This window comes from Porphyromonas sp. COT-290 OH3588 (genome assembly GCF_000769075.1).
GTDB lineage: Bacteria > Bacteroidota > Bacteroidia > Bacteroidales > Porphyromonadaceae > Porphyromonas.
In genome coordinates this window covers 1-21,286 of record NZ_JRFC01000022.1, presented here as the reverse complement: position 1 = coordinate 21,286, position 21,286 = coordinate 1, and the positions used below count along the sequence as shown (strand labels likewise).

Sequence of the window (21,286 nt, the reverse complement as noted above, 5' to 3'; positions counted from 1 at the left end):
CATTCTCAAGCCGAGAAATCATAAAAAATGTACAATCCCGATAAGGTCGTTTGGGTTAGAGAGCTCCGTGGCCCCATTTGGACATCTATATCATCGCCTCTAGAGTACGATGTGCTCACTTCTAGATAGTGGCTCAAGCTCTCCGCTTGGGCTGTCTTACCCTTGCTCTCTTTGGGCTCTGATGATATGCCTTTTTAGACAATGGCGTTAGTCTCGAGAGACTCCTCGGCCCAAGAGCTAGCTCTACGCATAGAGCTTACCTTGATAGCACCCGAGGCTGACATAGGCCAAGGGTACCTCCCCATATAGATAGGCCTGAGTAGTAAGAAAAAACACTTTGAATGTGAACATGATAATTCTTCCATTTCATTGTACTATTCGTCCGGTAAGAGATAGAGCAACCATTAGATGTAATCCCGATTACCACTCTCATGATCCTCAATATCTACACTGCAAATATACCCAAGATCGTTATTGACCAAACTATTAGGCAGAGCATATCTCAAGCCCTTGCATTTGTCAGTATCGCTAGTAGCCCATTTTCTAGATATAGTGTTAAGAATTGTTGATATTTAGCCTAGGATTTAGACGATTATAAGGTGTTTTCATGGACAGTGAAGAGGCTTCTTTGTGAAAATTGAAGGACTGATTTTGTTTAGTTGTAGGACTGATTCATTCCGGTGTGCCCATCAATCTCAACGGATTGATGGGGAAAAAGTAGGGATAGTGTGCCTTAGAAGCAGAAAATCTCCTAATTGATTGGTGTATCTATTTGTTTTTTAGTGTTTTAGTTTCATGGCGTTTTTGAGGCGGTTTTGGGGTCGGGTGGGGGCAAATGCTCATGCGAAGATGAACGCAATCTAGAGCCTCCTAGGGGGCAAATACGACCTTTGTATCTTCTGCTCCATATCCGCATAGTATTCCCACTAACATTCTGAAAACTGATCTAAAATATAAATCTGGGTTAGCGGACAATGACAGAGAGAGCTACTTGATTTGTGTGAGACAAAATCCATTAGAAATAGTTATCCTCTCCCCTTGTTAGCCTGATGCCTCTAGTGGGTTCCTCTATGGATATTGTGCAATAGTTTCCTCTGTGTTACCCACTCGGGCGATAGGCAGGTTAGACTGCACAAGGTCAAACGATAGGTTGAGTGTAACTATGTACTGCTTGCCGAGTTGATTGATGGTGCCGCTCCCAATCCGTTCAATGCCAAGGGACAAAGGATTGACGGCCTAACGGGGCTGAAAGCCTATTCAGCCAAGAAGTAAGCTTCACTAGATTGTGTGTATTTCATAGCTCTATCTCGAGCCGCTAAGGTTTTTTGAGAGAAACAGAACCGCCTGCGTAGCATCTTCGCTACGCAGGCGGTTCTGTTTGGTGGAGTGTGCGGTCGAGGATTAGGGTACTCTCTGCTCCCCTCTGCTCTATGGAGCGTCCCCGATACGTAGGAAGTGATAGCCCTCGTCTTTGAGCCACTGCACAGCTCGAGGCATCGCAATCTTCATATTGCACTCTGCCTTGATAGAGTCGTGAAAGACGATGATAGAGCCGTTGCGTGCATAGCGCTGTACCAGACCGAAGACTTCGTCGGGGTGTAGCTTGGAGTTGTAGTCACGTGTCAAGACGTCCCACATGATGATCTCGAAGCTGTGGCTTAGCTCTCGCACTTGAGATAGACGCAGGTGCCCGTAGGGAGGGCGAAAGTAGCGTGACTGAATGAGCTCATGAGCTTGGTAGACATCTTGCATATACCGCTTCGTGGGGCAAGTAAGCCCTTTGAGGTGGTGATAGGAGTGGTTCGCTACCTGATGACCACGGCTGATGATGTCTTGGAATAGCTCGGGATATTTGCGCACATTGTCCGCAACGCAGAAGAAAGTTGCCTTCACTCCTAGCTCGTCGAGGGTGTCCAGTACCCAAGGAGTTACCTCAGGTACTGGCCCATCATCGAAAGTCAGATAGATACTTTTCCCTCTGATTGCAGGGATTCGCCAGCGTGCGCCCGGGAAAAATGCTCGGTACCACAGAGGTACTCGGCAGAGTAGACGCTCGATCACTGGGCAGGTTGGCTTGTAGGTTGCTCTTTGGTTGGCTCGCCTGCTGCTCTCTCTGGCGCTAGATAGCGGCTGTAGAGTAGCAGCTTCTCCTGATGCATATCTAGCACTGTGCTACCGTGGCTACGGGCGATCTGGTAGGTCATCAGTGCTGTGTCGAAGTTGTTGTGCATTTCACCATCGTTGTAAGCACGCTTTAGGTTGCTTTCGCTCAGACGGAAGCACCAGTCAAGCGTACGCATGGCACTCGAGCAGATCTCCGAAGCCACTTGATCAGCCTCTGTATGCATACCAGCCTCGTAGAGTGCTTGGGCAAAACGAATGCTGAAGTAGTCGTAAGGCACTACCTCTGGGCGGATAACCTCTAGGCAGCGGCGGAGCACTTCTTGAGCTCTTACCTTATCGCCTTTTTTGAGTAGTGCCTTAGCCAGTGGAACGAATACATTGGAGCGCATACCAACCATCATGTTACGTCCTGTATCGTCGAGATATACATTTGGATTGTCGGCTCCGCCCCAGCGGAACTTAGTCATCACATTCGTGTACATCTGCTCAAGGCGTAGTGGCTCAACCTCGCCACGGATACTATCGGTCGTCAGGTCGAGTGGTAGGAGTTGGTAGGTCATACCTGTCTGTACGTGATAGTTCGGCATGTTGCTGAAGGCATTGCGAGGCGATGTGATGCACCAATATATTGGTCGCTTCCACTCGTTTTCTTGTAGCATGTCGAGTAGCACTAGTCCGCCACGGTCTAGATATTGTTTGCCTGCCAGAGAAATCGGCATATTGGGTACGACGCGCTTGGCAAGCTCAGGGTTCTCTCGCTCTAGGCTTTGGGCTACGGTAGCCGAGTCTACTGGGAGCATGACAAATTGCGTTGGGAAGATTGCCTCTGTTTCTTTGGGAGTACCTGTCGTTAGCTTGAGGGCGTCCTCTAGGAGCATCGGACGCTTCTCATCTGCCACGTACGCCAATTCTTTGAAGTAGTAGAAGTCGGGCTTCATATACTTCATCGGAACAGGTTTGCCCTCATAGGTCGCACGCCGCATCTGATCGATGTACCAGTCCCCGCCCAAGTAGCTAAGGTTTATCGTGCGTACATCGGTGCGTACGCCTTCTACGTCTTGTGCATACCAAAGAGGGAAGGTGTCATTATCTCCGTAGCAGACGAGCAGAGCATTCGGCTCGCAACTCTCGAGATAGTTGATGCCCATATCTCGTGCTATGGTACGTCCAGAGCGATCGTGGTCGTCCCAGTTTTGGCTCGCCATCTGTATGGGTACAAGCAGAGCGATGGCAGTAGCAGCGATGGCACTAGCCGTATCTGATAGCTTAGCTCGGGCGACTAGGCGCCACAGACCCGCTACTCCGAATCCAATCCAGATAGCGAAAGCATAGAACGAACCTGCATAAGCATAGTCTCGTTCGCGTGGTTGCCCGGGAGTTTGGTTCAGATAGAGTAAGATTGCCAGACCTGTCATGAAGAATAATAGGAAGGTTATCCAGAAGCTGTAGTGCCCGATGTTGTCGTATTCGTCCTCAGTGCCGAGTGTTTTGTCCCCACGTTTGCGTAGGCGGCGACGACTCACTTGGTAGAACATACCCAGTAGCCCGAGCACTAGAGGCATTGCGTAGTACACGTTATATCCTTTGTTTTTGGCCATAGAGTCGGGCATATTATCTTGCGAACCGACAAGGAAGTTGTCAATGAACGAAATCCCCGTAACGGCATTCCCCTTCATCAGACCACCATCTCCAGGCAGGTCGTTTTGACGTCCTGCGAAGTTCCACAAGAAGTATCGCCAGTACATATAGTTTACTTGGTAGGTAAAGAAATAACGTAGGTTATCGCCAAACGTTGGCTGGCTCATGTCGTTGGGGTTGCGTCCCATCCAGATGTTGTAGCTCTGCGCTCGGCTACGATCGTGTACACGAGGGAAGAACATTTTTTGGTCATCTGGATACTCGGCCTCTGGCTGATCGTAGAGCTTGACGTAGCGGTCGGGATCGTTGGGCGATGCCTTGGGAGCCTTCCCGATAACCTCTTTGCCGGGGTTGATGCGTACTGCTCGAGAGGCGAAGCTAGGCCCATAGAGTAGAGGAGCAGCTCCGTACTGCTCACGAGCTAGATAGTAGCGGAGTGAGAAAGCATTGTTGGGTGCATTCTCATTCATTGGCGTATCTGCTATGGCACGTACGAGGATTACGCCATAAGATGAGAAGCCAATAGCTATGGCTAGCAAGCTCATCTGCATCGTATGTACGAGCCTTGGCTGTAGCTTGCTGAACTTAAAGAGATACACCCCGAGGGCAATGCTCAAGACGATACCCAAGAGCATACCACTGCCGAGGAAGGGGATGCCCATAATCAAGATAGAGGCGAATATCGCAGCTTTGAGGCGTATATCGACCGATGAACCACTCGTATAGACACGGTGCGCCTCGTAGACAGACCATGAGAGGATAGTCAATACGAGGGCTAGATAGAAATAAAGACCCGTATTGAAGCTCGTGCCCAGCGTATTGACGAAGAAGTAGTCGAAGCGTCCTGCCATTTTGGGCACGCCCTGCACGATGCCATACATCATCACGACGATTAACACGAAAGACACCAACACAGAGGCAATCATGCCCTTGATACTTGGTCGATCGGCCTTGTGGTAGTAGTAGATGAGTGCCATAGCCGGTAGGCAGAGCAGGTTCAGGAGGTGTACCCCGATGCTTAGCCCCATGAGGTAGGCTATGAGGATAATCCACCTATCTGACCTCTCGGCATCGCTGCGCTCCTCCCACTTAAACATCAACCAGAAGACAACAGCTGTGAATAGAGAGCTAAAGGCATAAACCTCTGCCTCCACAGCGCTATACCAAAACGTGTCTGAGAATGTATATACTAGAGAGCCGACCAATGCACTGCCGAAGATCGCAATCCCCTGTGAGAGGCTGATGCTCTGAGCCGAAGGGTCGTTTGGGCTAGCAGAGAGGCGGAAGTGTGGGTTAATCACTCGACGAAGCATGTGCGTGATCGTCCAGAAAAGGAAAAGGATCGTTAGCCCACTGATGACTGCACTGGTGGCATTGGTATAGAGCGCCACCTGCGTCGCATCTGGCGCTAGGTGAGAGATGACATTATATACAAGCATGTAGAAGGGAGCACCCGGCGGGTGCCCTACTTCTAGGCGATAGTCACAGGCGATAAACTCGGCGCAGTCCCACAGGCTCGCCGTCGGGCCAATAGTCATTAGGTAGACTGTCGTCGCAATCACGAAGACTAGCCACCCGAGGACATTGTTGATGAGGTTAAATCGTTTCCAATTCATTTCTTATGGTAGTGCTATTTTTATTCTTTGGGGGCAATAACGTGTATTGCCGCAGGCAACATCTCTAGCTCTATGCGCTTGTCGAATTTGAGCGGCTCCCCATCTAGGTGAACTACGCCGTCGGCTTCTCGCTCGATCACGGCACGCTTGATCTGGTATGAGCTCTGGTGAGCATTCTCCTCCATACGCTTGCTGAATAGCTGCATCGTGATCTGTGCCAGCTCCAGCACTGGGAAGGGTTTGAGAATTACGAGATCAAACTTGCCGTCTGTCATGCTCGCTTTGGGAGCGATGTAGGCGTTGTTGCCATACTGATTGGCGTTGGCTGCTGCGACGACGAAGGCCTCTGTTTGGATCGGTTCGTGCTCGTCCATCTGCACCCGATAGATGCTAGGCTTGTAGTTGATGTACTTTTCAATAGAGGTTTTGGCATAGGATAGGAAGCCTCTGAACGGAACCTCCGCAAATGCCGCACTTACCTCAGCATCGAAGCCCATGCCGAAAGTACAGAAGAAGGGCTTACCATTAGCTAGACAGCAGTCTATCGTGATGCTCTCGCCAGAGGTGAGCGTTTCGATTGCTTTCTTCTCGCTCATCGGTAGTCCTAATGCCCTTGCCAGTCCATTGCCCGAGCCTTTGGGTATGATCCCGAGTGTTGTAGGGCTATGTAGTAGGGCTTGGGCTATCTCATTGATGGTGCCATCGCCCCCGATAGCTATAACGTACTCGAAACCGTCTTCAACAGCTCTCTTGGCTAGGTCGTAGGCGTGGCCTGCTGCCTTAGTATAGCTGATGTATAGCTGTATATCTGTCTCTTGATAGGCCTCGGCCAGTCGTCCCGGCAGGTTGTTTTTGGAGGCCGTACCAGAGATAGGGTTGATGATAGCTAGTGCACGTTTCATTTGACTGGATAGTTGGCGAGTCGCTGCTCGGCTAGCGCCTCGTATTTAGTTCCCGGACGACCATAGTTGCAGTAAGGAAGGATGCTGATGCCGCCTCGAGGAGTGAAGTCGCCAAGCACCTCAATGTAGCGAGGATCCATGAGCTTGATCAGATCCTGCATGATGATATTGACGCAGTCTTCGTGAAAAGCACCATGGCTACGGAAGGAGAATAGGTACAGCTTGAGACTCTTGCTCTCCACCATACGCACATCGGGGATATAGTTGATGTATATGGTAGCGAAGTCTGGTTGTGCCGTGATAGGGCATAGACTAGTGAACTCAGGGCAATGAAATCTAACCCAATAGTCTGTGCCTTGGTGTTTGTTGGTAAAGGCCTCGAGGCACTCGGGGGCATAGTCCTGCTTATATTCTGTGCTACTGCCTAGGAGCTTGAGCTCGTTCTCTCCATCTCTAATACTTGCCATATATCGTTTGTTTTTATTTGTTATGCTTTTTAGCTTCTTGTTCGCCAAGACTGCAGGGCTAGCTCATAGCAAGAAAAACCCCACAAAGATCTTACTCTGTCGAACTCACAAAGATAGCGTTTTTCCTCTCATACTTGCCTTTGGGAGTGTGCGTGTAGATATTATACCTAATGCCCAATGTGATGCTTATTGAGGGCTTATGCTCTAGCACAGATCAGCCTCATATACTTGTGGCGTAACTGATCTCAATCTACAAGTCATTTGTGGTCAGTCTGATTGACTGCACGTTAGGCTAGAGTTGAGAGGCGAATATAAAAACAGCAACATATCTTAACAAAATAGGAGTACAATCGTAGTAGCTTTTGCCTCGTAAGGGTAGAGGAGGGTAGACCTCGTATTTGCCCTCTAGCGGCTTCTAGGTTGCACTCTACCTCTTTGGGGAGCTTACTCCCAGCCGCATGAAAACACCCGCCTTAAAGAGGCTGATTGTAATGCGTTGATATCCTTTTGGATAAGTTGTTTTTGCTAGCGATCCGGTGTTTCTGTGCCATTGTGTAGAGATTTTCTACCCATCAATTTGTTGGGATTGGTGGACACATCGCAACAAGTTAGTCCTACAATCGGACAAAATTAGTCCTTCATTTTTGGGGTAAATCTCATCAGTCTTTATGAATAGTGCCTGTGTTATCTCAACTTTAAGACTAATTCATTTACATACTTTAACCGAAAAGGTGATGAATAGACCTCTCCAGTGATTGTCAGTAGGTCTGAAAAAACTTAGTGGGTATTGGGGGGACGCACAAAAGTTGTACCTTTGTGCATATAGAAGCCGAACAGGCTGACCATTAAAGTAGAACTAACTAACCACTAAAAAGAATATAAGGATTATGAGCTATAATCTATTGAAGGGTAAGAAGGGTATCATCTTCGGCGCCCTAAACGAACAGTCGATTGCTTGGCGTGTAGCTGAGCGTGCAGTAGAGGAGGGGGCAGAAGTTATCCTGACCAACACTGCCGTTGCCGTACGTATGGGACAGCTCAATGAGCTTGGTGAGAAGCTCGGAGCTAAGGTCGTGCCAGCCGATGCAACTAGCCTAGAGGATCTAGAGCTCGTCTTCAAGACTGCTATGGATACCTTCGGTGGGCCAGTAGACTTCGTCCTACACTCTATCGGTATGAGCCCCAACGTGCGTAAGGGTCGTAGCTACGACGATCTAGACTATAAGCTACTCTCTACGACGCTTGATATCTCTGCTGTTTCTTTTCACAAGATGCTCCAGACAGCCAAGAAGCTTGATGCAATCGCGCAAGGCGGCTCGGTGGTGGCATTGACCTACATTGCTGCTCAGCGCATTTTCCTCGGTTATGGCGATATGGCCGATGCCAAGAGCTTGCTAGAGTCCATCGCTCGTAGCTTCGGCTACTACTATGGTCGTGAGAAGGGTGTGCGCATCAATACCGTATCTCAGTCACCAACGATGACTACGGCAGGTAGCGGTGTTAAGGGTATGGTTGATCTGCTGCACTTCGCCGAGGATATCTCTCCTCTAGGCAATGCCGATGCCGATGACTGTGCCGACTACTGTATCTCTCTATTTAGTGATCTGACACGTAAGATCACGATGCAGAACCTGTTCAATGACGGTGGCTTCAGCTCTATGGCTATGAGCTATGAGGCTATGGAGGCCTACGCCAAGGGGCGCGAAGAGAAGTAAGCCTCTCTTGTAGATCCTACTAAACAAACATCTCGATGAGGGTTGTACCTGCCTTTGGGCTTGGTGCAATCCTCATCTCTGCGTTCGTAGCTCTGTGGGGCAGAGTGTGTGCAGCCATGTCAGCTCGGGCAGTAGGGGGCGAGCACTAGAGATAAATGGTTATATTTGTACTAATATGAACGATCGAGTCATTTATCGAGCTATTGATGGGGTGGCACAGCGTCGGCTCTGTGAGCTGATTGAGGTGGCAGAAGCTTTTCGCTCTGGCGCATCTCTGCCCGCAGGCTGGCAGTGTACACCTATATACGAGGGGCGCAACATGCTCTATCGCCTACAATATGGCTCGGAGCCTGCCTATGTCCTCAAGTGTTTTGGGCGTGTGTCCTTGCCACGTCGCATCTATTACAGCTACTTGGGAGTAAGCAAGGCTAAGCGCTCTTATCTGCACGCCTTGCAGCTCGATTTCCTATCAGGGGCTACAGCTCAGCCTCTAGGCTATGCCGAGCAGCGTGACACTTGGGGGCTTCTCGGGCGGAGCTACTATGCATCGGCTTGGGTCGATGCTACGGAGTATGATATTCATGCTCATGCTAGAGGGCTTACTGCACCGATGGGCTTCGTAGAGTCCCTAGGCCGCTTCATTGCCAATCTGCATATAGCAGGCATTGTACATCGAGATCTCTCGCCGGGCAATGTGCTGTATCGTAGAGATGAGAGGGGAGAGTATCAATTCTATTTGGTCGATGTCAATCGTATGGCTTTTCGCTCCCGTCCACTCTCTCTGGCCGAAGCCGCTAAGAACCTCTCTCGGCTGGCTAGCAATAGGTCGTTTCTAGTAGCGCTGGCCACAGTGTATGCTCGAGAGCGAGGTTGGGAGCAGCTGACTACTACGAACGCACTACTTGAGGCTTATGAGAGGTTTTGGCTGGCCCGTCTACCCAAAATGGCTGCTAGATACGCCCGACGTGTCTATGGCATAGGGTTAGTGGATTTTGCCCGTCGCTACCTTGGCTACCTCTCTAGGCGTACCATAGCAACTCTTTTGGCTAAGGGGAGCCGTAGGCGTGGTATACTAGAGGCGGATGCTGAGCGTTTCTATCTAGAGTACCTGTCGTACGAAGATATCAGCCATACTCTGCGGCGTAGGTACGGTTATTCGTATCGGTTACTCAGACCTCATCAATCCCAATCGACACAATCAGGTTTGTCATGAACATAGCTTTTGATGCCAAGCGCATCACCAACAATCTTACAGGCCTAGGCAACTACAGCCGCTACATCGTAGGTGCTCTAGCGGAGTACTACCCCGAGAGCAACTATTTGCTCTGCTCGCCGAGTTTAGGCAATCCACATCTATACGATACTTTGCTGCAGAACCGCTCTGTGAGCCTGCACACCCCAGAGAGTGGTATGGGCAAGATGCTCGGAGCATGGTGGCGCAACTATGGACTCAAGTCCATGCTCCTGAAAGAGGAGGTTGATATCTACCACGGACTGAGCAATGAGCTACCTTTGGGCTTGTATAGAGAGAAGCGCATTGGTACGGTAGTGACGATACATGACTTGGCTTTTATTCGTCACCCTGAGTTCTATAAACCGATTGATCGTGCACTATATCGCCGTAAGTATGGAGCCTCTGCTAGGGCGGCAGACCATGTGATCGCTGTGAGCGAGTTCACACGTAGAGATATTGTAGACGTTTTTGGGGTAGAGCCAGAGAGGGTGTCTGTGATCTATCAGGGCTGTTCGCCGCGCTTTGCTCAGATGAAACCGGAGGAGATTGCTTTCGCCAGAGGGCACTATCAGCTGCCAGAGCGCTATATCCTTTTTGTGGGTAGCATCGAGGAGCGCAAAAATCTCAAACTGGTTGTTCAGGCTCTTTCGCTCTTGATTGATAAAAATATTCACCTAATAGCTGTAGGTAAGCGCACTCCCTACTGCGATGTCGTCATGGCCGAGGCTCGCAAGCGTGGAGTCGCTGCTCGGGTTCGTCTGATGCATGCTATCCCTAGCGAGCATCTCCCCGGGATTTATGGTGGAGCCGAGGTCTTTGTGTATCCCTCTCGTTTCGAGGGCTTCGGCATACCGCTTATAGAAGCGCTCAATGCGGGTGTCCCCGTCATAGGCGCTACGGGGAGCTGTCTGGAGGAGGCAGGAGGTCCCAATAGTCTGTACACAGATCCCGACGACCCCGATATGCTAGCCGACCAGATATTCTCGGTTATTGATGATAGACGCTTAGCCGAGCGTATGAGGCATGAGGGGCGTATCTATGCACAAAGGTTTAACCCTAAACAGATCGTCCGTGAGCTACGCACTGTGTACGAGAATGTATTGCTTACGCATGACTAATTAGTAGAAGTTTGCATCAAGATGATTCATTACATAAAGCGAGTAGGATTTCTACATCATCACTTGCATCTCGGCGGAGCCGAGCAAGTGTCTTATAATACGGCTGAGCTCTTTGCCTCGTGGGGTATTCACTCTACATTCATTGCTCTAACCCACGAGCCAAAGGAATTTATGCCTCCCTCGGGAGATCTTGATGATATTTGGCTACTCCCAGAGGGCTGTGACTTGCTCGATCGGGTATGTATCGAGGGGCTTATTGAGTGCATCAAGACTTGTCAGCTAGATATTTTGTTCGTTTGTAGCTCTAGCCCTAGTGTGCCCCTAGGTGTACGTGAGGCCACCGGTTGTAGGCTAGTTTTTTGGTCCCATGTGCAGCCATTCTGGGAGTACACCCATTTGCTAGAGCGTAAGAAGCTCAGGAGGCACAAGTCTATACTCAAATGGCTAGAGTGGCAGACAATCGGACGTCTGAAGTATCAGATCTTATCGAAATTTAAGGCGGAAAATAGGCGAATCAATCTAGAGCAAATTAAGTTCTATGACCGCTTTATTGTGCTTTGCCCTGAGTATAAGGAGCAGTTTGTTAAAGTGTTGGGTTTGGATAGAGTGACAGTTGACAAAATCATCCCTATATATAATACGATTGACTTGGTTCCCAATCCGCCGTTGGACAAGGCCAAGGAGATTGTATTCGTAGGGCGTCTAGATCCCCTTCAGAAGCGTGTGGATCGTTTGTTGGAGGTTTGGAGTAAGGTGCAATATCAGCTCCCCGATTGGGAGCTCAAGATATATGGTAATGGCCGAGATCTGGAGCATCTACAGCGTATGGCGCAGGCACTCAAGCTCGAGCGACTGCATTTCTGTGGGTATATTAGCGACACTAGCTCAGTTTATCAGACAGCCTCTATTCTTTGTTTGACCTCGACGTTTGAGGGTTGGCCAATGGTTATGGCCGAGGCTATTAATTATGGTGTGGTGCCGCTCGTTTTCGATTGCTGTGCTGGTATGCAAGGTATCTTGGGGGCAAACGATAGTTGTGGGGTACGTATTCGACCATTTGATCTAGGACAGTATGCCGATACTTTGGTTGCTCTGTGTAGAGATGAGGGTCGGTTGGAGCGTATGCGTTTGGCTGCATTAGAGCGACGTAGGCTTTTCACTCGAGAGGTCAACGATGAGCGTTGGGCTAGGCTCCTGCAGGACCTATCCTAGCAGAGGTTCGCTTGAGCAGGATTTGCCTAAGCAGTACCCAATCATCCCATTTATAAGGACTATGGCTATTTGATGGCTTTGGCCTTTATGCGTATTTTTGTGTCAGTATGAAAGATTTCATTATAACAGAAGTTAAATCTGAGGAAGCAGTGTTGGTCGGCCTAATCACTCGTGCACAGAGTGAGGAGCAGGTCAAGGAGTACTTAGATGAACTTGATTTTTTGAGCGAAACAGCTGGCGTTCGCCCAGTGAAGCGTTTTGTCCAGAGGCTGGAGAGCGCTCACCCTGTGACTTTCGTCGGCAAAGGTAAGTTGGAGGAGATTCGCCTCTATGTCGAGGAGAACGAGATCGGTCTTGTGATCTTCGATGATGAGCTTAGCCCCAAGCAGCTACGTAACATAGAGGCCGCACTCAAGGTCAAGATACTAGACCGCACAAGTCTTATTCTAGATATATTCGCCTCAAGGGCTCAAACGGCCTATGCCAAGACTCAGGTAGAACTGGCACAGTATCGATATATGTTGCCCAGACTTACTCGCCTATGGACGCACCTTGAGCGTCAGAGAGGTGGGGTCGGTATGCGTGGTCCGGGAGAAACTCAGCTCGAGACGGACAAGCGTATCATTCAAGATCGTATTTCTCACCTCAAAGAAGAGCTTAAGCTCATCGACAGACAGATGTCGATGCAGCGTAAGAATAGAGGTAAGATGGTGCGTGCTGCTCTCGTGGGCTATACCAATGTGGGCAAGAGTACGCTGATGAATGCCCTAGCCAAGAGTGAGGTTTTCGCCGAGAATAAGCTCTTCGCTACACTAGACACTACCGTACGTAAGGTCATCGTACACAATCTCCCCTTCTTACTTAGCGACACAGTGGGCTTCATTCGTAAGCTGCCCACGGAGCTTGTAGAGAGTTTCAAGAGCACACTCGATGAAGTGCGAGAGGCAGATCTACTATTGCACGTGGTTGATGTGTCACACCCCAACTTCGAGGAGCAGATAGAAGTCGTTAATGCCACCCTAAGGGAGGTGCTTGGGCAGGAAGATAAACCAATGCTTCTGATTTTTAATAAGCTCGATGCCTTTACTTGGGAGGAGAAAGATGCCGATGATCTTAGCCCTAGGACGAAGCGTAATATATCGGCCGAGGAGCTACAGCGGACATGGCTAGCACGCATGGGGGACGACTGTCGCTTTATTTCGGCACGCCATGGCGAGGGAATAGACGACCTCAAGGCTCTACTTTACCAGAGGGTCAAGGAGATTCATGTAACTCGTTTCCCCTACAATGACTTTCTTTTCCAAGACTACGACTCTGCTCTTGCAGATGAGGGGCCGCTTTTATCATCTGAGTAGGTGAGATGACCGAGATATCTATTCAATCTATTTATGGGGCTAGCTATCCCAAATCGAGAGCGGTACTGCTCATCAATTTGGGGTCACCAGACTCGCCAGCTGTCCAAGATGTAGCAAGCTACCTGACTACGTTCTTGATGGACGAGCATGTGATAGGGATTTCTCCTTTCTGGCGATCTCTATTAGTAAAAAGGATCATTACCCCTCGTAGGGCACCTCAGTCGGCTAAGACCTACCGCCTTATTTGGGACGAAGAAACCGAGAGTTTCCCCCTTGTCAGGCACACTGCTCACATTGCTCGTGAGCTAGCAGATCAGCTAGAGTTACCCGTAGCTATGGCTATGCGATACGGTAAGCCAGAGATGACTGAAGCCATTACAGCCCTCATGGCTCTAGAGCGCATTACGGAGGTTATCGTAGTACCTCTATATCCGCATTATACCCGTAGCACATTCCTCACGGCTGTCGAGTATGCCCAGAGTGTTGCAGACAAACTGGGTGCGACATTCCGCATGAACGTCATCAGACCCTTCTACGATCATCCTATTTACAGGCAGGTACTAGCCAATAGCATCAAGCCGTATCTAGACCAGCCCTACGATCGCTTGGTGGTGTCCTTCCATGGTGTTCCGATCTCGCATATAGAGGAGCCTTGTGGGGAGAACAATGGCACACCTCATCATTGCTATCATCGTCGTGATGATCACGGTATGGACCACAGAGATACTTGCTATCGACTGCACTGTGAGAGTACGGCACAGTTCCTTATTGAGGATCTAGCAATCCCTCGAGAGCGTGTCGAGTTGGTATATCAGTCTAGACTGGGCTGGCATCCGTGGCTCAAACCATATATGAAGGGGCGTGTTCCTCTTTGGCCTAAGGAGGGGCATAAGCGTGTCGTTGTTGTTTGTCCGGGCTTTGTGTGCGACTGCTTGGAAACCCTCTACGAGATTGACCATGAGTACCACGAAGAGTTTAAGAAGGCTGGAGGGTTGTCCTTTGTATATGTCCCTTGTCTTAATAGTTCCGCCGACTTCGTAGGGGTACTTGCTCAGATTGTACAAGAAACATGTGCATGAAATAAGTAATACATTAATAAATACTCAATATAAATGAAGAAAGCTATTTACGCAAGCCTTTTGGGAGCTATGCTAGCTTCCTGCGCAGCCGAGGACGCACCTCCTGCTCCAATTGCCCCTGTGCCGACTCAAGCTCAGATGGACTGGCATCGTCTAGAGACTTATGCCTTTATCCACTTTGGCCTCAATACCTACAATGACCTAGAGTGGGGCTACGGCAATACTCCAGCCTCCACTTTCGCCCCAGACACCCTAGACGTAGAGCAATGGACCTCCACGCTCAAGCGTGCAGGTATGAAAGGGATCATTCTGACGGCCAAGCACCACGATGGTTTCTGCCTGTGGCCTACTAAGACAACCGACTATTCGGTTAAGGCTAGCCCATGGCAGGGTGGTAACGGGGACCTAGTAAGAGATCTCAGCGAAGCATGTAAGCGTCATGGACTCAAGTTTGGACTCTACCTTAGCCCTTGGGATCGTAATAACGCACACTACGGACATGAGGAATATCGTAAGATTTTCCATGAACAGATCCGTGAGCTGACTACTGGCTATGGTGAACTCTTTGAGTACTGGTTCGATGGCGCCAATGGTGGTACTGGCTGGTATGGCGGGGCGGACTCTGCCCGTAAGATAGATCCCCAAACATATTATCGCTATCACGAGGCGGGAGATATCCTGCGTGCCAATAACCCAGATATTATGATCTTTGGTGGTACAGAGCCTACGATCCGCTGGGTTGGCAATGAGAGTGGCTCGGCAGGGGAAACCAACTACTGCGCCTATGATCCAGAGAGAGAAGAGCACCACACTCAGCTACAATGGGGTATGAGCGATGCTAAGCAATGGCTACCAGCGGAAGTTGATGTGAGCATTCGTCCGGGGTGGTTCTATCACCATAGAGAGGATCATCAGGTTCGATCGGTGGCGAACTTGGCGAACCTCTACTATCAGAGCGTTGGGCGCAATGCCAACTTTTTGCTCAACTGTCCTATCGCACTAGACGGACGTATTCCTGCTACGGACTCTGCCAATCTGATTGCTTGGCATGAGTACATCAGATCAAGCTTCGAGCATAATCTAGCCCTCAAGTCTAGTGTGACGGCAGCTGATACTCGTCGTGGTAAGACCTACAGACCAGAGCACCTAGTAGACGGTAGCGACGAAACTTATTGGGCCACTACAGATGCCGTGTCTACCGCCGACATCAGCATCAAGCTCTCCAAGCGAGCGGCAGTCAATAACCTGATGCTTCAAGAGTATATTCCTCTTGGTCAGCGTGTCGAGGCATTTGCTATCGAAACTGCCGATGCAGATGGTCAGTGGAAGCCAATCGACACGGTGGACAGCCTCACGACTATCGGTTACAAGCGCATTATTCGTTTTAAGACAGTCGAGACAGATGCCATTCGTGTTCGTGTGACTAAGTCTAAGGGCCCTGTGTGCCTAGCAGAGATTGGAGCTTATTTGGCAGCAGAGCTTGTGGAGGCCCCTACAGTACGTCGCTCCTCTCAAGATACTCTCTATGTAACAGGAAGCAATCGTGAGTTAATTCTAAGCTACCGCTTGGGCGATGGGGCTTGGCAGGCCTACTCTGGTCCAGTTCACTTGCCGGGCGACCACCTTTCTGTTAGCGTGCAGGCACAGAGCCAGCGCTCGGGGCTTGTTGCAACAACTGGTGTTAGTTTTGGGTATTCGGGCAAGGATGTGAAGATACAGAGCCTTAGTGACGAGGATCGGCTTAGGATTATGGACGGCAATGGCTACTCAGCCGTTGTTCTACCTAACAAGGCTCGTGAGATTACCCTCAATTTTCCACAGGCTCGTCCTATCAAACGACTAGTCTACACACCAGATCAGCGTAGAGATGCCGATGGACATATCCAGCGCTATGAGATTTTAGTCGGGGGCCGCTCAGTAGCCAAGGGCGAGTTCTCTAATATTCGTAATAACCCGATCCCCGTATCTGTGGATCTCCCCGATGGTGTCGTAGGGAATAGCCTTCGCTTAGTGGTTACCAAGACCGTTGAAGATCGCCAACACGTGAGCATCGGTGACCTTGAGGTCTTCTAGCTAGAGGTGGTTTAATCAAACAAAATGGGTTGGTTTATGCTTATCACTTATAAATAAACCAACATAAATACCTGCTATAAATAATGAGTAGACTATCAGATATAGGCCTAATCGGATTGGCCGTTATGGGTGAGAATCTTGCCCTGAATATGGAGCGCAACGGTTTCCATGTATCCGTTTATAACCGAGCCGAGGGAGCCGAAGCCGATGTAGTGAAGAACTTTATACGGGGTCGTGCTGCTGGCAAGAATTTTTTAGGTTTTACAGATCTCAAGGACTTCGTTGCCTCTGTACAGCGCCCACGTAAGATTATGATGATGATCCGTGCTGGCAAGCCCGTGGATATGGTCATTGAGGGACTGCTACCGTACCTAGAGGCGGGTGATATCGTCATTGACGGGGGGAACTCCAATTGGGAGGATAGCGAGCGCCGAGAAGCCTACCTTCGTCAGCATGGAATTTATTTCGTTGGGGCTGGTATCTCGGGAGGTGAAGAAGGTGCGCTTAATGGCCCCGCTATCATGCCGGGTGGCGCAGTAGAAGCTTGGGAAGAGATCCGGCCAATCTTTCAGAAAATCTCGGCCAAGGCCAAGGATGGCTCGCCTTGCTGTAGTTGGGTTGGCTCGGGTGGCTCAGGGCACTTTGTCAAGATGGTACATAACGGCATTGAATATGGCGACATGCAACTTATTGCCGAAGCGTATGGTATGATGAAGCTACAGCCAAGCCTTACCAACGAGAAAATGTCTGAGGTGCTCGCTAGCTGGAACGAAGGTAAGCTTAATAGCTATCTCATTGAGATTAGCGCTGCTATCTTGGCTCATCGTGATGCTGATGGTAGCTGCCTCATTGATAAAATCCTCGACACTGCTGGGCAAAAGGGAACGGGTAAATGGAGCGTTATCAACTCGCTTGAGTATGGTACTCCTCTTAACCTAATTGCCTCCGCAGTCTATGAGCGTAGCCTATCGGCTAATAAAGATCTACGAGTAGAGGTGGCTAAGGCTTTCGTTCGTCGAGTAGACCTAACAGCCTCGGAGGACGAACTGGTGTGTGATCTGCATGACTGTCTGTATGCAAGCAAACTCGTTTCGTATGCGCAGGGCTTTGGCTTGATGCAAGAGGCCTCTCATGTGAGAGGCTGGGGGCTTGATTTAGCATCTATTGCTAAGCTATGGCGTGCGGGGTGTATCATTCGCTCTGGCTTTTTGGAGCAGATTTCTAGAGCTTACGAGCAAAATCCCGAACTTATCCACTTGCTTCTGGACGACTACTTCCGTGGGGAAATTGAGCAGGCTCTGCCAGCTTGGCAGCGTCTAGTGGCTTTAGCGACACTTTCTGGGGTGCCTGTTCAGGCTTTCTCTACAGCACTCAACTATTTCTATTCTCTGACTTCCGAGCGTTTGCCTGCTAATATGATTCAAGCGCAGCGTGATTACTTTGGAGCTCATACATTTGAGCGAGTGGATCGCCCTAGAGGAGAGTTCTTTCACGAGAACTGGACTGGCTACGGAGGTAATACTTCATCTTCCACTTACAACGTTTAGAATAGAGTCTCATCGCTCTTAGGTATAAGCCTTTGGTAAATTACACATTTGTAGGTATTGTGTGAGGCTGAGGCTATATCTACCTTTGCATTGTAGAGTTAGAGTAAGCAAAATCTTGAGTACTGGCTCTGTAAATAGTAAACCGTTTAAGTGATAAATCAGAAAAAGCGCATTCCCCTCGGGAGAGGAGAGTGCGCTTTGCTTTTTGTGCTATTGAAGGTCTTCTAGCTTTTCTTATTCAGCGAGCGTAGAGCTCGCTTGGCGATATAGGCCGTTGCGTTGGTTGGGCTTTCCGTTTGCCAACGATGTATTAGGCTGATGACAAAGTCGGGGGCTGTTTTGCTGGCATCGTTGAGCCAGTTAGCTACACTGTTTTGCACATATTTCACTGGCTCTGATTTGAGCGGTTCGAGCAGATCGCCCGCCAAGCTAGGGTTAGCCTTGAGGCGATCTATATGTTGGCACCAGACACCTCTAGGGCGAGTAGCCTCCGTCGCAAATCTCCGGATATAGGGGTTGTCGTCGGTAGCCCAATCGGATAGCAGAGCTAGACTGAGATCTAGATGCTCAATGATGTGTGAGCGCATAGATAGCCAACTAATTTCTCTTACTCCAAAGTGATGATCGGTAGCAAATGGCCTGATTTGTTCTAGGTATTCGTCCATCGCCAGATCTCTAGACGCCACTACATAGCAAGCCCAGCAGCGGATCGTATCGGAGCTGTGGGTAGCTATACTCCGCCAGAGGGCATCATCTCTGTGGTGTGAGATTAGCCTATGAAGGGTTCGTCCTATGGCATGATTAAGCGTATTGAATGTTGCTTTGGGCAGTGCTTCGATTGCCTCCAAAATTGGTTGTATGTAGGCTTCTCTGCCCAAAGAAGTAAGTACGCTTCTCATCAGAGCGATTTGGTCAATAGCCAATCCCTCGATTAGATTGGCCGTTTCGATCTCTCCTCGGTTGAGCTGCTCTAAGATATCCAGTGGGATTAGGTCTACACGTACTGCACCTTTTCTTGTTGCTTGCTTCATTAAATCGTCATTAAATCAATAGCCCGAGCTGCATCATTTGAAATGCTATCTCGGGCTACTGGCTTACTCATTAGTATTTTCCCCTTCGTCTAAATACGCTTGATATAGGCACGCCTAGTCTTATGATGCTGGCGCTCGAAGTAGTTCCATTGCATCTGCACAGCAGTATTGGTTTCAAGCTCCGGATTACTCTCTGCGTACTTGATACCATTTCTTTGGAAGACTGGGATTAGGTCGTCGAAGAGCAAGGCATTCACACCCTTATTTTGATACTCGGGGATAACGCCGATGAGGTATAGATCCACCACGGGGTTACCCTTCATGTAGAGCTCCTTGGCCAGATGAGCCCAGCCGAAGGGGTATAGGCTACCAGCAGCTTTTTTGAGTGCCTTACTTAGATTAGGCATCGTAATAGCGAAGCCCACTACCTTGTCGTCCGCCTCACGAACGATGAGGGTTACGAACTCTAGGCGAATCATCGGGATATACATCTTGACGTAGTAGTCAATCTGCGCTGGCGTAAGCTCAGAGAAGCCATACAGCACCGAGTAAGACTGATTGAGCGTTTCGAAGATGCGTCTAGCATAGGGCATTACCTCCTTGCGTGTCCTAAACTTGAGTGTCTTGAGCCCATATTTCTTACGCACAATCTCGGAGATACGTAGGTGCTTCTCGGGGATAGCACTGGGAACAAAGATTTTGTACTCCTTCCAGTCCTGATCTTTGATGAAGCCCAGTCGCTCTAGCTGCCTTGGGTAATAGGCATAGTTGTAAATGGTGGCCATAGTCCCGAGCTGGTCAAACCCTTCGATGAGCATCCCCTCGTGGTCTAGGTCAGTGAAACCCATGGGGCCTTGGAGCATTTCCATGTTTTTGTTCTTGGCCCAGTTGGTTACAGCTACGAAGAGAGCATCTACCACTTCGTCGTCGTTGATGAAGTCCAAAAAACCAAAGCGAGCATTGCTCTGGTTCCACGTTTCGTTGGCCCTGTGGTTGATGATGCCTGCAATGCGCCCCACGATCTTGCCATTGCGGTAGGCGAGGAAGTAGGCAGCTTCGCAGAATTCGAAAGCTGGGTTGCGCTGAGGGTCAAGCGTCATCAGTTCGTCATTGACGATCCCCGGCACATGGTATGGGTTGTTTTTGTAGAGCTGTATGTTGAATCTAACGAATTTCTTCAGGTCAGACAGCTCCGTTATTTGCTTAATTTCTACAGACATAATCGACACATTTATGGCTCTGGCTTCCCAAAGCCTAGAATACATTCGATCAATAATAATTACCTTTAGTCCACAAATTTAGCTTAAATATTTGATTATCATAGTATGGCAAATGATTGGAAGAGTCGCCTAGGGGTTCTCTATAGCACCAATCCTGACTATCAGTACGAGTACGAAGGTCAAGAGCAAGCCGAGACGCTTGACCCAGAGGCCCAGAAACTACGCATCGGTCTTAGTCGTAGGCAGAGGGCAGGTAAGGAGGCTAGCTTGATTACAGGCTTTGTGGGGCGTGATGAAGATCTAGCAGATTTATGCAAACAGCTCAAGCAGCGTTGTGGTGTCGGTGGTAGCTCAAAAGATGGGGAGATCATTATTCAAGGCGACCAACGAGATAAACTGCTCCAGATTTTACTCTCTCTAGGATACAAGCAAACGAAAAAGGCTGGCGGATAGAAAGGCGAGAAACGTTGATCTCAGCCCTTTTGCTAAGCGAACGTGTATGACGCCCGATATTCTAGCACTTGTCCATTGATGAGCGCAGCTGCCACAAGGGCACAGACATTGAATGTCTTCTTGGCTTTCGCCTTGCCCGTGGAGACACTAAAGTTACCCAGCGTACCAATGATGGCTTCATTGACACGGAGCACCACAGGAGGAATGGTCAGTTGGTCGCTCACACGAATCAAGGAGTTTTGCCACATCGCTTCTAGATCAAGCGGTGGTTGGATGGCTGCAGTTGGATGGTTCATTTGCGTCCTCCTGCTTTGCGCCCTGCGAGTTCGAGAGCAAGTTCTGCGTCAATGATGATTTTTCGACCAATTTGCGTGATGGCTCTTGTATGTTGTCAAACAAAAGGTGACTATTGCGCAATGCGCCGCTCAAAGGTTCTTGTATCTTTCTCGGTGTTTTTTGCGTGTTTGAGCGGCTTGGGGAGCCTTGAATACTATCCCCCTAT

The 21,286-nt window shown here is 49.4% G+C and carries 16 protein-coding genes and 2 pseudogenes; 9 read left to right on the top strand and 9 right to left on the bottom strand.

Going from position 1 to position 21,286, the window contains the following annotated elements:
• Positions 1-1,068: 1,068 nt before the first annotated feature.
• The 5 genes from HQ48_RS09395 to queF all read right to left on the bottom strand — a co-directional run bounded on the left by HQ48_RS09395 (position 1,069) and on the right by queF (position 6,747).
• Positions 1,069-1,224 (bottom strand): hypothetical protein, encoded by a 156-nt coding sequence (locus HQ48_RS09395; RefSeq protein WP_160225939.1) that lies wholly within the window; start codon positions 1,222-1,224, stop codon positions 1,069-1,071.
• A gap of 204 nt (positions 1,225-1,428) precedes the next feature.
• Positions 1,429-2,061, bottom strand: a complete 633-nt coding sequence (locus tag HQ48_RS06280) for a polysaccharide deacetylase family protein (RefSeq protein ID WP_044232451.1) — start codon at positions 2,059-2,061, stop codon at positions 1,429-1,431.
• Positions 2,058-5,378: a DUF2723 domain-containing protein gene (locus HQ48_RS06275; protein WP_044232449.1), complete on the bottom strand. Its 3,321-nt coding sequence runs from the start codon at positions 5,376-5,378 to the stop codon at positions 2,058-2,060. Before HQ48_RS06275 ends, HQ48_RS06280 begins: the two co-directional genes overlap by 4 nt.
• Before the next feature lie 20 nt (positions 5,379-5,398).
• Complete coding sequence (locus HQ48_RS06270; protein WP_044232447.1) at positions 5,399-6,280, bottom strand: diacylglycerol kinase family protein; 882 nt, start codon at positions 6,278-6,280, stop codon at positions 5,399-5,401.
• Positions 6,277-6,747: a preQ(1) synthase gene (gene queF / locus HQ48_RS06265; protein WP_044186507.1), complete on the bottom strand. Its 471-nt coding sequence runs from the start codon at positions 6,745-6,747 to the stop codon at positions 6,277-6,279. The genes HQ48_RS06270 and queF overlap by 4 nt, the downstream gene beginning before the upstream one ends.
• 887 nt (positions 6,748-7,634) lie before the next feature.
• On the opposite strand from queF, the gene HQ48_RS06260 reads away from it, so the two are divergent.
• The 8 genes from HQ48_RS06260 to gnd all read left to right on the top strand — a co-directional run bounded on the left by HQ48_RS06260 (position 7,635) and on the right by gnd (position 18,080).
• Complete coding sequence (locus HQ48_RS06260) at positions 7,635-8,462, top strand: enoyl-ACP reductase (RefSeq protein WP_044232445.1); 828 nt, start codon at positions 7,635-7,637, stop codon at positions 8,460-8,462.
• A gap of 175 nt (positions 8,463-8,637) precedes the next feature.
• Positions 8,638-9,675, top strand: coding sequence for a lipopolysaccharide kinase InaA family protein (locus HQ48_RS06255; RefSeq protein ID WP_052408999.1), 1,038 nt, complete (start codon positions 8,638-8,640; stop codon positions 9,673-9,675).
• Positions 9,672-10,814, top strand: a complete 1,143-nt coding sequence (locus HQ48_RS06250; protein ID WP_044232443.1) for a glycosyltransferase family 1 protein — start codon at positions 9,672-9,674, stop codon at positions 10,812-10,814. Before HQ48_RS06255 ends, HQ48_RS06250 begins: the two co-directional genes overlap by 4 nt.
• 21 nt (positions 10,815-10,835) lie before the next feature.
• Complete coding sequence (locus HQ48_RS09045) at positions 10,836-12,026, top strand: glycosyltransferase (RefSeq protein ID WP_052408998.1); 1,191 nt, start codon at positions 10,836-10,838, stop codon at positions 12,024-12,026.
• 107 nt (positions 12,027-12,133) lie between these two features.
• Positions 12,134-13,381, top strand: coding sequence for a GTPase HflX (gene hflX, locus HQ48_RS06240; protein ID WP_044232442.1), 1,248 nt, complete (start codon positions 12,134-12,136; stop codon positions 13,379-13,381).
• Positions 13,382-13,386: 5 nt separating this feature from the next.
• Positions 13,387-14,460, top strand: a complete 1,074-nt coding sequence (gene hemH / locus HQ48_RS06235; protein ID WP_044232440.1) for a ferrochelatase — start codon at positions 13,387-13,389, stop codon at positions 14,458-14,460.
• Between the two features lie 33 nt (positions 14,461-14,493).
• Entirely contained in the window at positions 14,494-16,533 is a 2,040-nt protein-coding gene (locus tag HQ48_RS06230) for an alpha-L-fucosidase (protein WP_044232439.1), read from the top strand.
• A gap of 83 nt (positions 16,534-16,616) precedes the next feature.
• Complete coding sequence (gene gnd, locus HQ48_RS06225; RefSeq protein WP_044232438.1) at positions 16,617-18,080, top strand: decarboxylating NADP(+)-dependent phosphogluconate dehydrogenase; 1,464 nt, start codon at positions 16,617-16,619, stop codon at positions 18,078-18,080.
• 224 nt (positions 18,081-18,304) lie between these two features.
• Here the strand turns inward: gnd and HQ48_RS06220 are convergent, their stop codons facing one another.
• The gene (locus HQ48_RS06220; protein ID WP_044232437.1) at positions 18,305-19,111 is read right to left on the bottom strand and encodes a DNA alkylation repair protein; all 807 of its coding nucleotides are present in this window, start codon (positions 19,109-19,111) and stop codon (positions 18,305-18,307) included.
• A gap of 89 nt (positions 19,112-19,200) precedes the next feature.
• Positions 19,201-20,331 (bottom strand): GNAT family N-acetyltransferase, encoded by a 1,131-nt coding sequence (locus HQ48_RS06215; RefSeq protein ID WP_044232464.1) that lies wholly within the window; start codon positions 20,329-20,331, stop codon positions 19,201-19,203.
• A gap of 105 nt (positions 20,332-20,436) precedes the next feature.
• Between HQ48_RS06215 and HQ48_RS06210 the strand changes: the two genes are divergently transcribed.
• Entirely contained in the window at positions 20,437-20,784 is a 348-nt protein-coding gene (locus HQ48_RS06210; protein WP_044232435.1) for a translation initiation factor, read from the top strand.
• 44 nt (positions 20,785-20,828) lie between these two features.
• On the opposite strand, the pseudogene HQ48_RS06205 reads toward HQ48_RS06210, so the two are convergent.
• Both HQ48_RS06205 and HQ48_RS09200 read right to left on the bottom strand, forming a co-directional pair.
• A pseudogene (locus tag HQ48_RS06205) lies at positions 20,829-21,080 on the bottom strand (mobilization protein); the annotation flags it as partial.
• Positions 21,077-21,166, bottom strand: a pseudogene (locus tag HQ48_RS09200) (DUF3853 family protein); the annotation flags it as partial. The pseudogenes HQ48_RS09200 and HQ48_RS06205, both read right to left, overlap by 4 nt.
• Positions 21,167-21,286 lie beyond the last annotated feature (120 nt).

Excerpts from the sequence above, each read along its gene's own strand:
- HQ48_RS06275 (WP_044232449.1), bottom strand. The coding sequence starts at position 5,378 with ATGAATTGGAAACGATTTAACCTCATCAACAATGTCCTCGGGTGGCTA.
- HQ48_RS06270 (WP_044232447.1), bottom strand. The coding sequence starts at position 6,280 with ATGAAACGTGCACTAGCTATCATCAACCCTATCTCTGGTACGGCCTCC.
- queF (WP_044186507.1), bottom strand. The coding sequence starts at position 6,747 with ATGGCAAGTATTAGAGATGGAGAGAACGAGCTCAAGCTCCTAGGCAGT.
- HQ48_RS06260 (WP_044232445.1), top strand. The coding sequence starts at position 7,635 with ATGAGCTATAATCTATTGAAGGGTAAGAAGGGTATCATCTTCGGCGCC.
- HQ48_RS06255 (WP_052408999.1), top strand. The coding sequence starts at position 8,638 with ATGAACGATCGAGTCATTTATCGAGCTATTGATGGGGTGGCACAGCGT.
- HQ48_RS06250 (WP_044232443.1), top strand. The coding sequence starts at position 9,672 with ATGAACATAGCTTTTGATGCCAAGCGCATCACCAACAATCTTACAGGC.
- HQ48_RS09045 (WP_052408998.1), top strand. The coding sequence starts at position 10,836 with ATGATTCATTACATAAAGCGAGTAGGATTTCTACATCATCACTTGCAT.
- hflX (WP_044232442.1), top strand. The coding sequence starts at position 12,134 with ATGAAAGATTTCATTATAACAGAAGTTAAATCTGAGGAAGCAGTGTTG.
- hemH (WP_044232440.1), top strand. The coding sequence starts at position 13,387 with ATGACCGAGATATCTATTCAATCTATTTATGGGGCTAGCTATCCCAAA.
- HQ48_RS06230 (WP_044232439.1), top strand. The coding sequence starts at position 14,494 with ATGAAGAAAGCTATTTACGCAAGCCTTTTGGGAGCTATGCTAGCTTCC.
- gnd (WP_044232438.1), top strand. The coding sequence starts at position 16,617 with ATGAGTAGACTATCAGATATAGGCCTAATCGGATTGGCCGTTATGGGT.
- HQ48_RS06220 (WP_044232437.1), bottom strand. The coding sequence starts at position 19,111 with ATGAAGCAAGCAACAAGAAAAGGTGCAGTACGTGTAGACCTAATCCCA.
- HQ48_RS06215 (WP_044232464.1), bottom strand. The coding sequence starts at position 20,331 with ATGTCTGTAGAAATTAAGCAAATAACGGAGCTGTCTGACCTGAAGAAA.
- HQ48_RS06210 (WP_044232435.1), top strand. The coding sequence starts at position 20,437 with ATGGCAAATGATTGGAAGAGTCGCCTAGGGGTTCTCTATAGCACCAAT.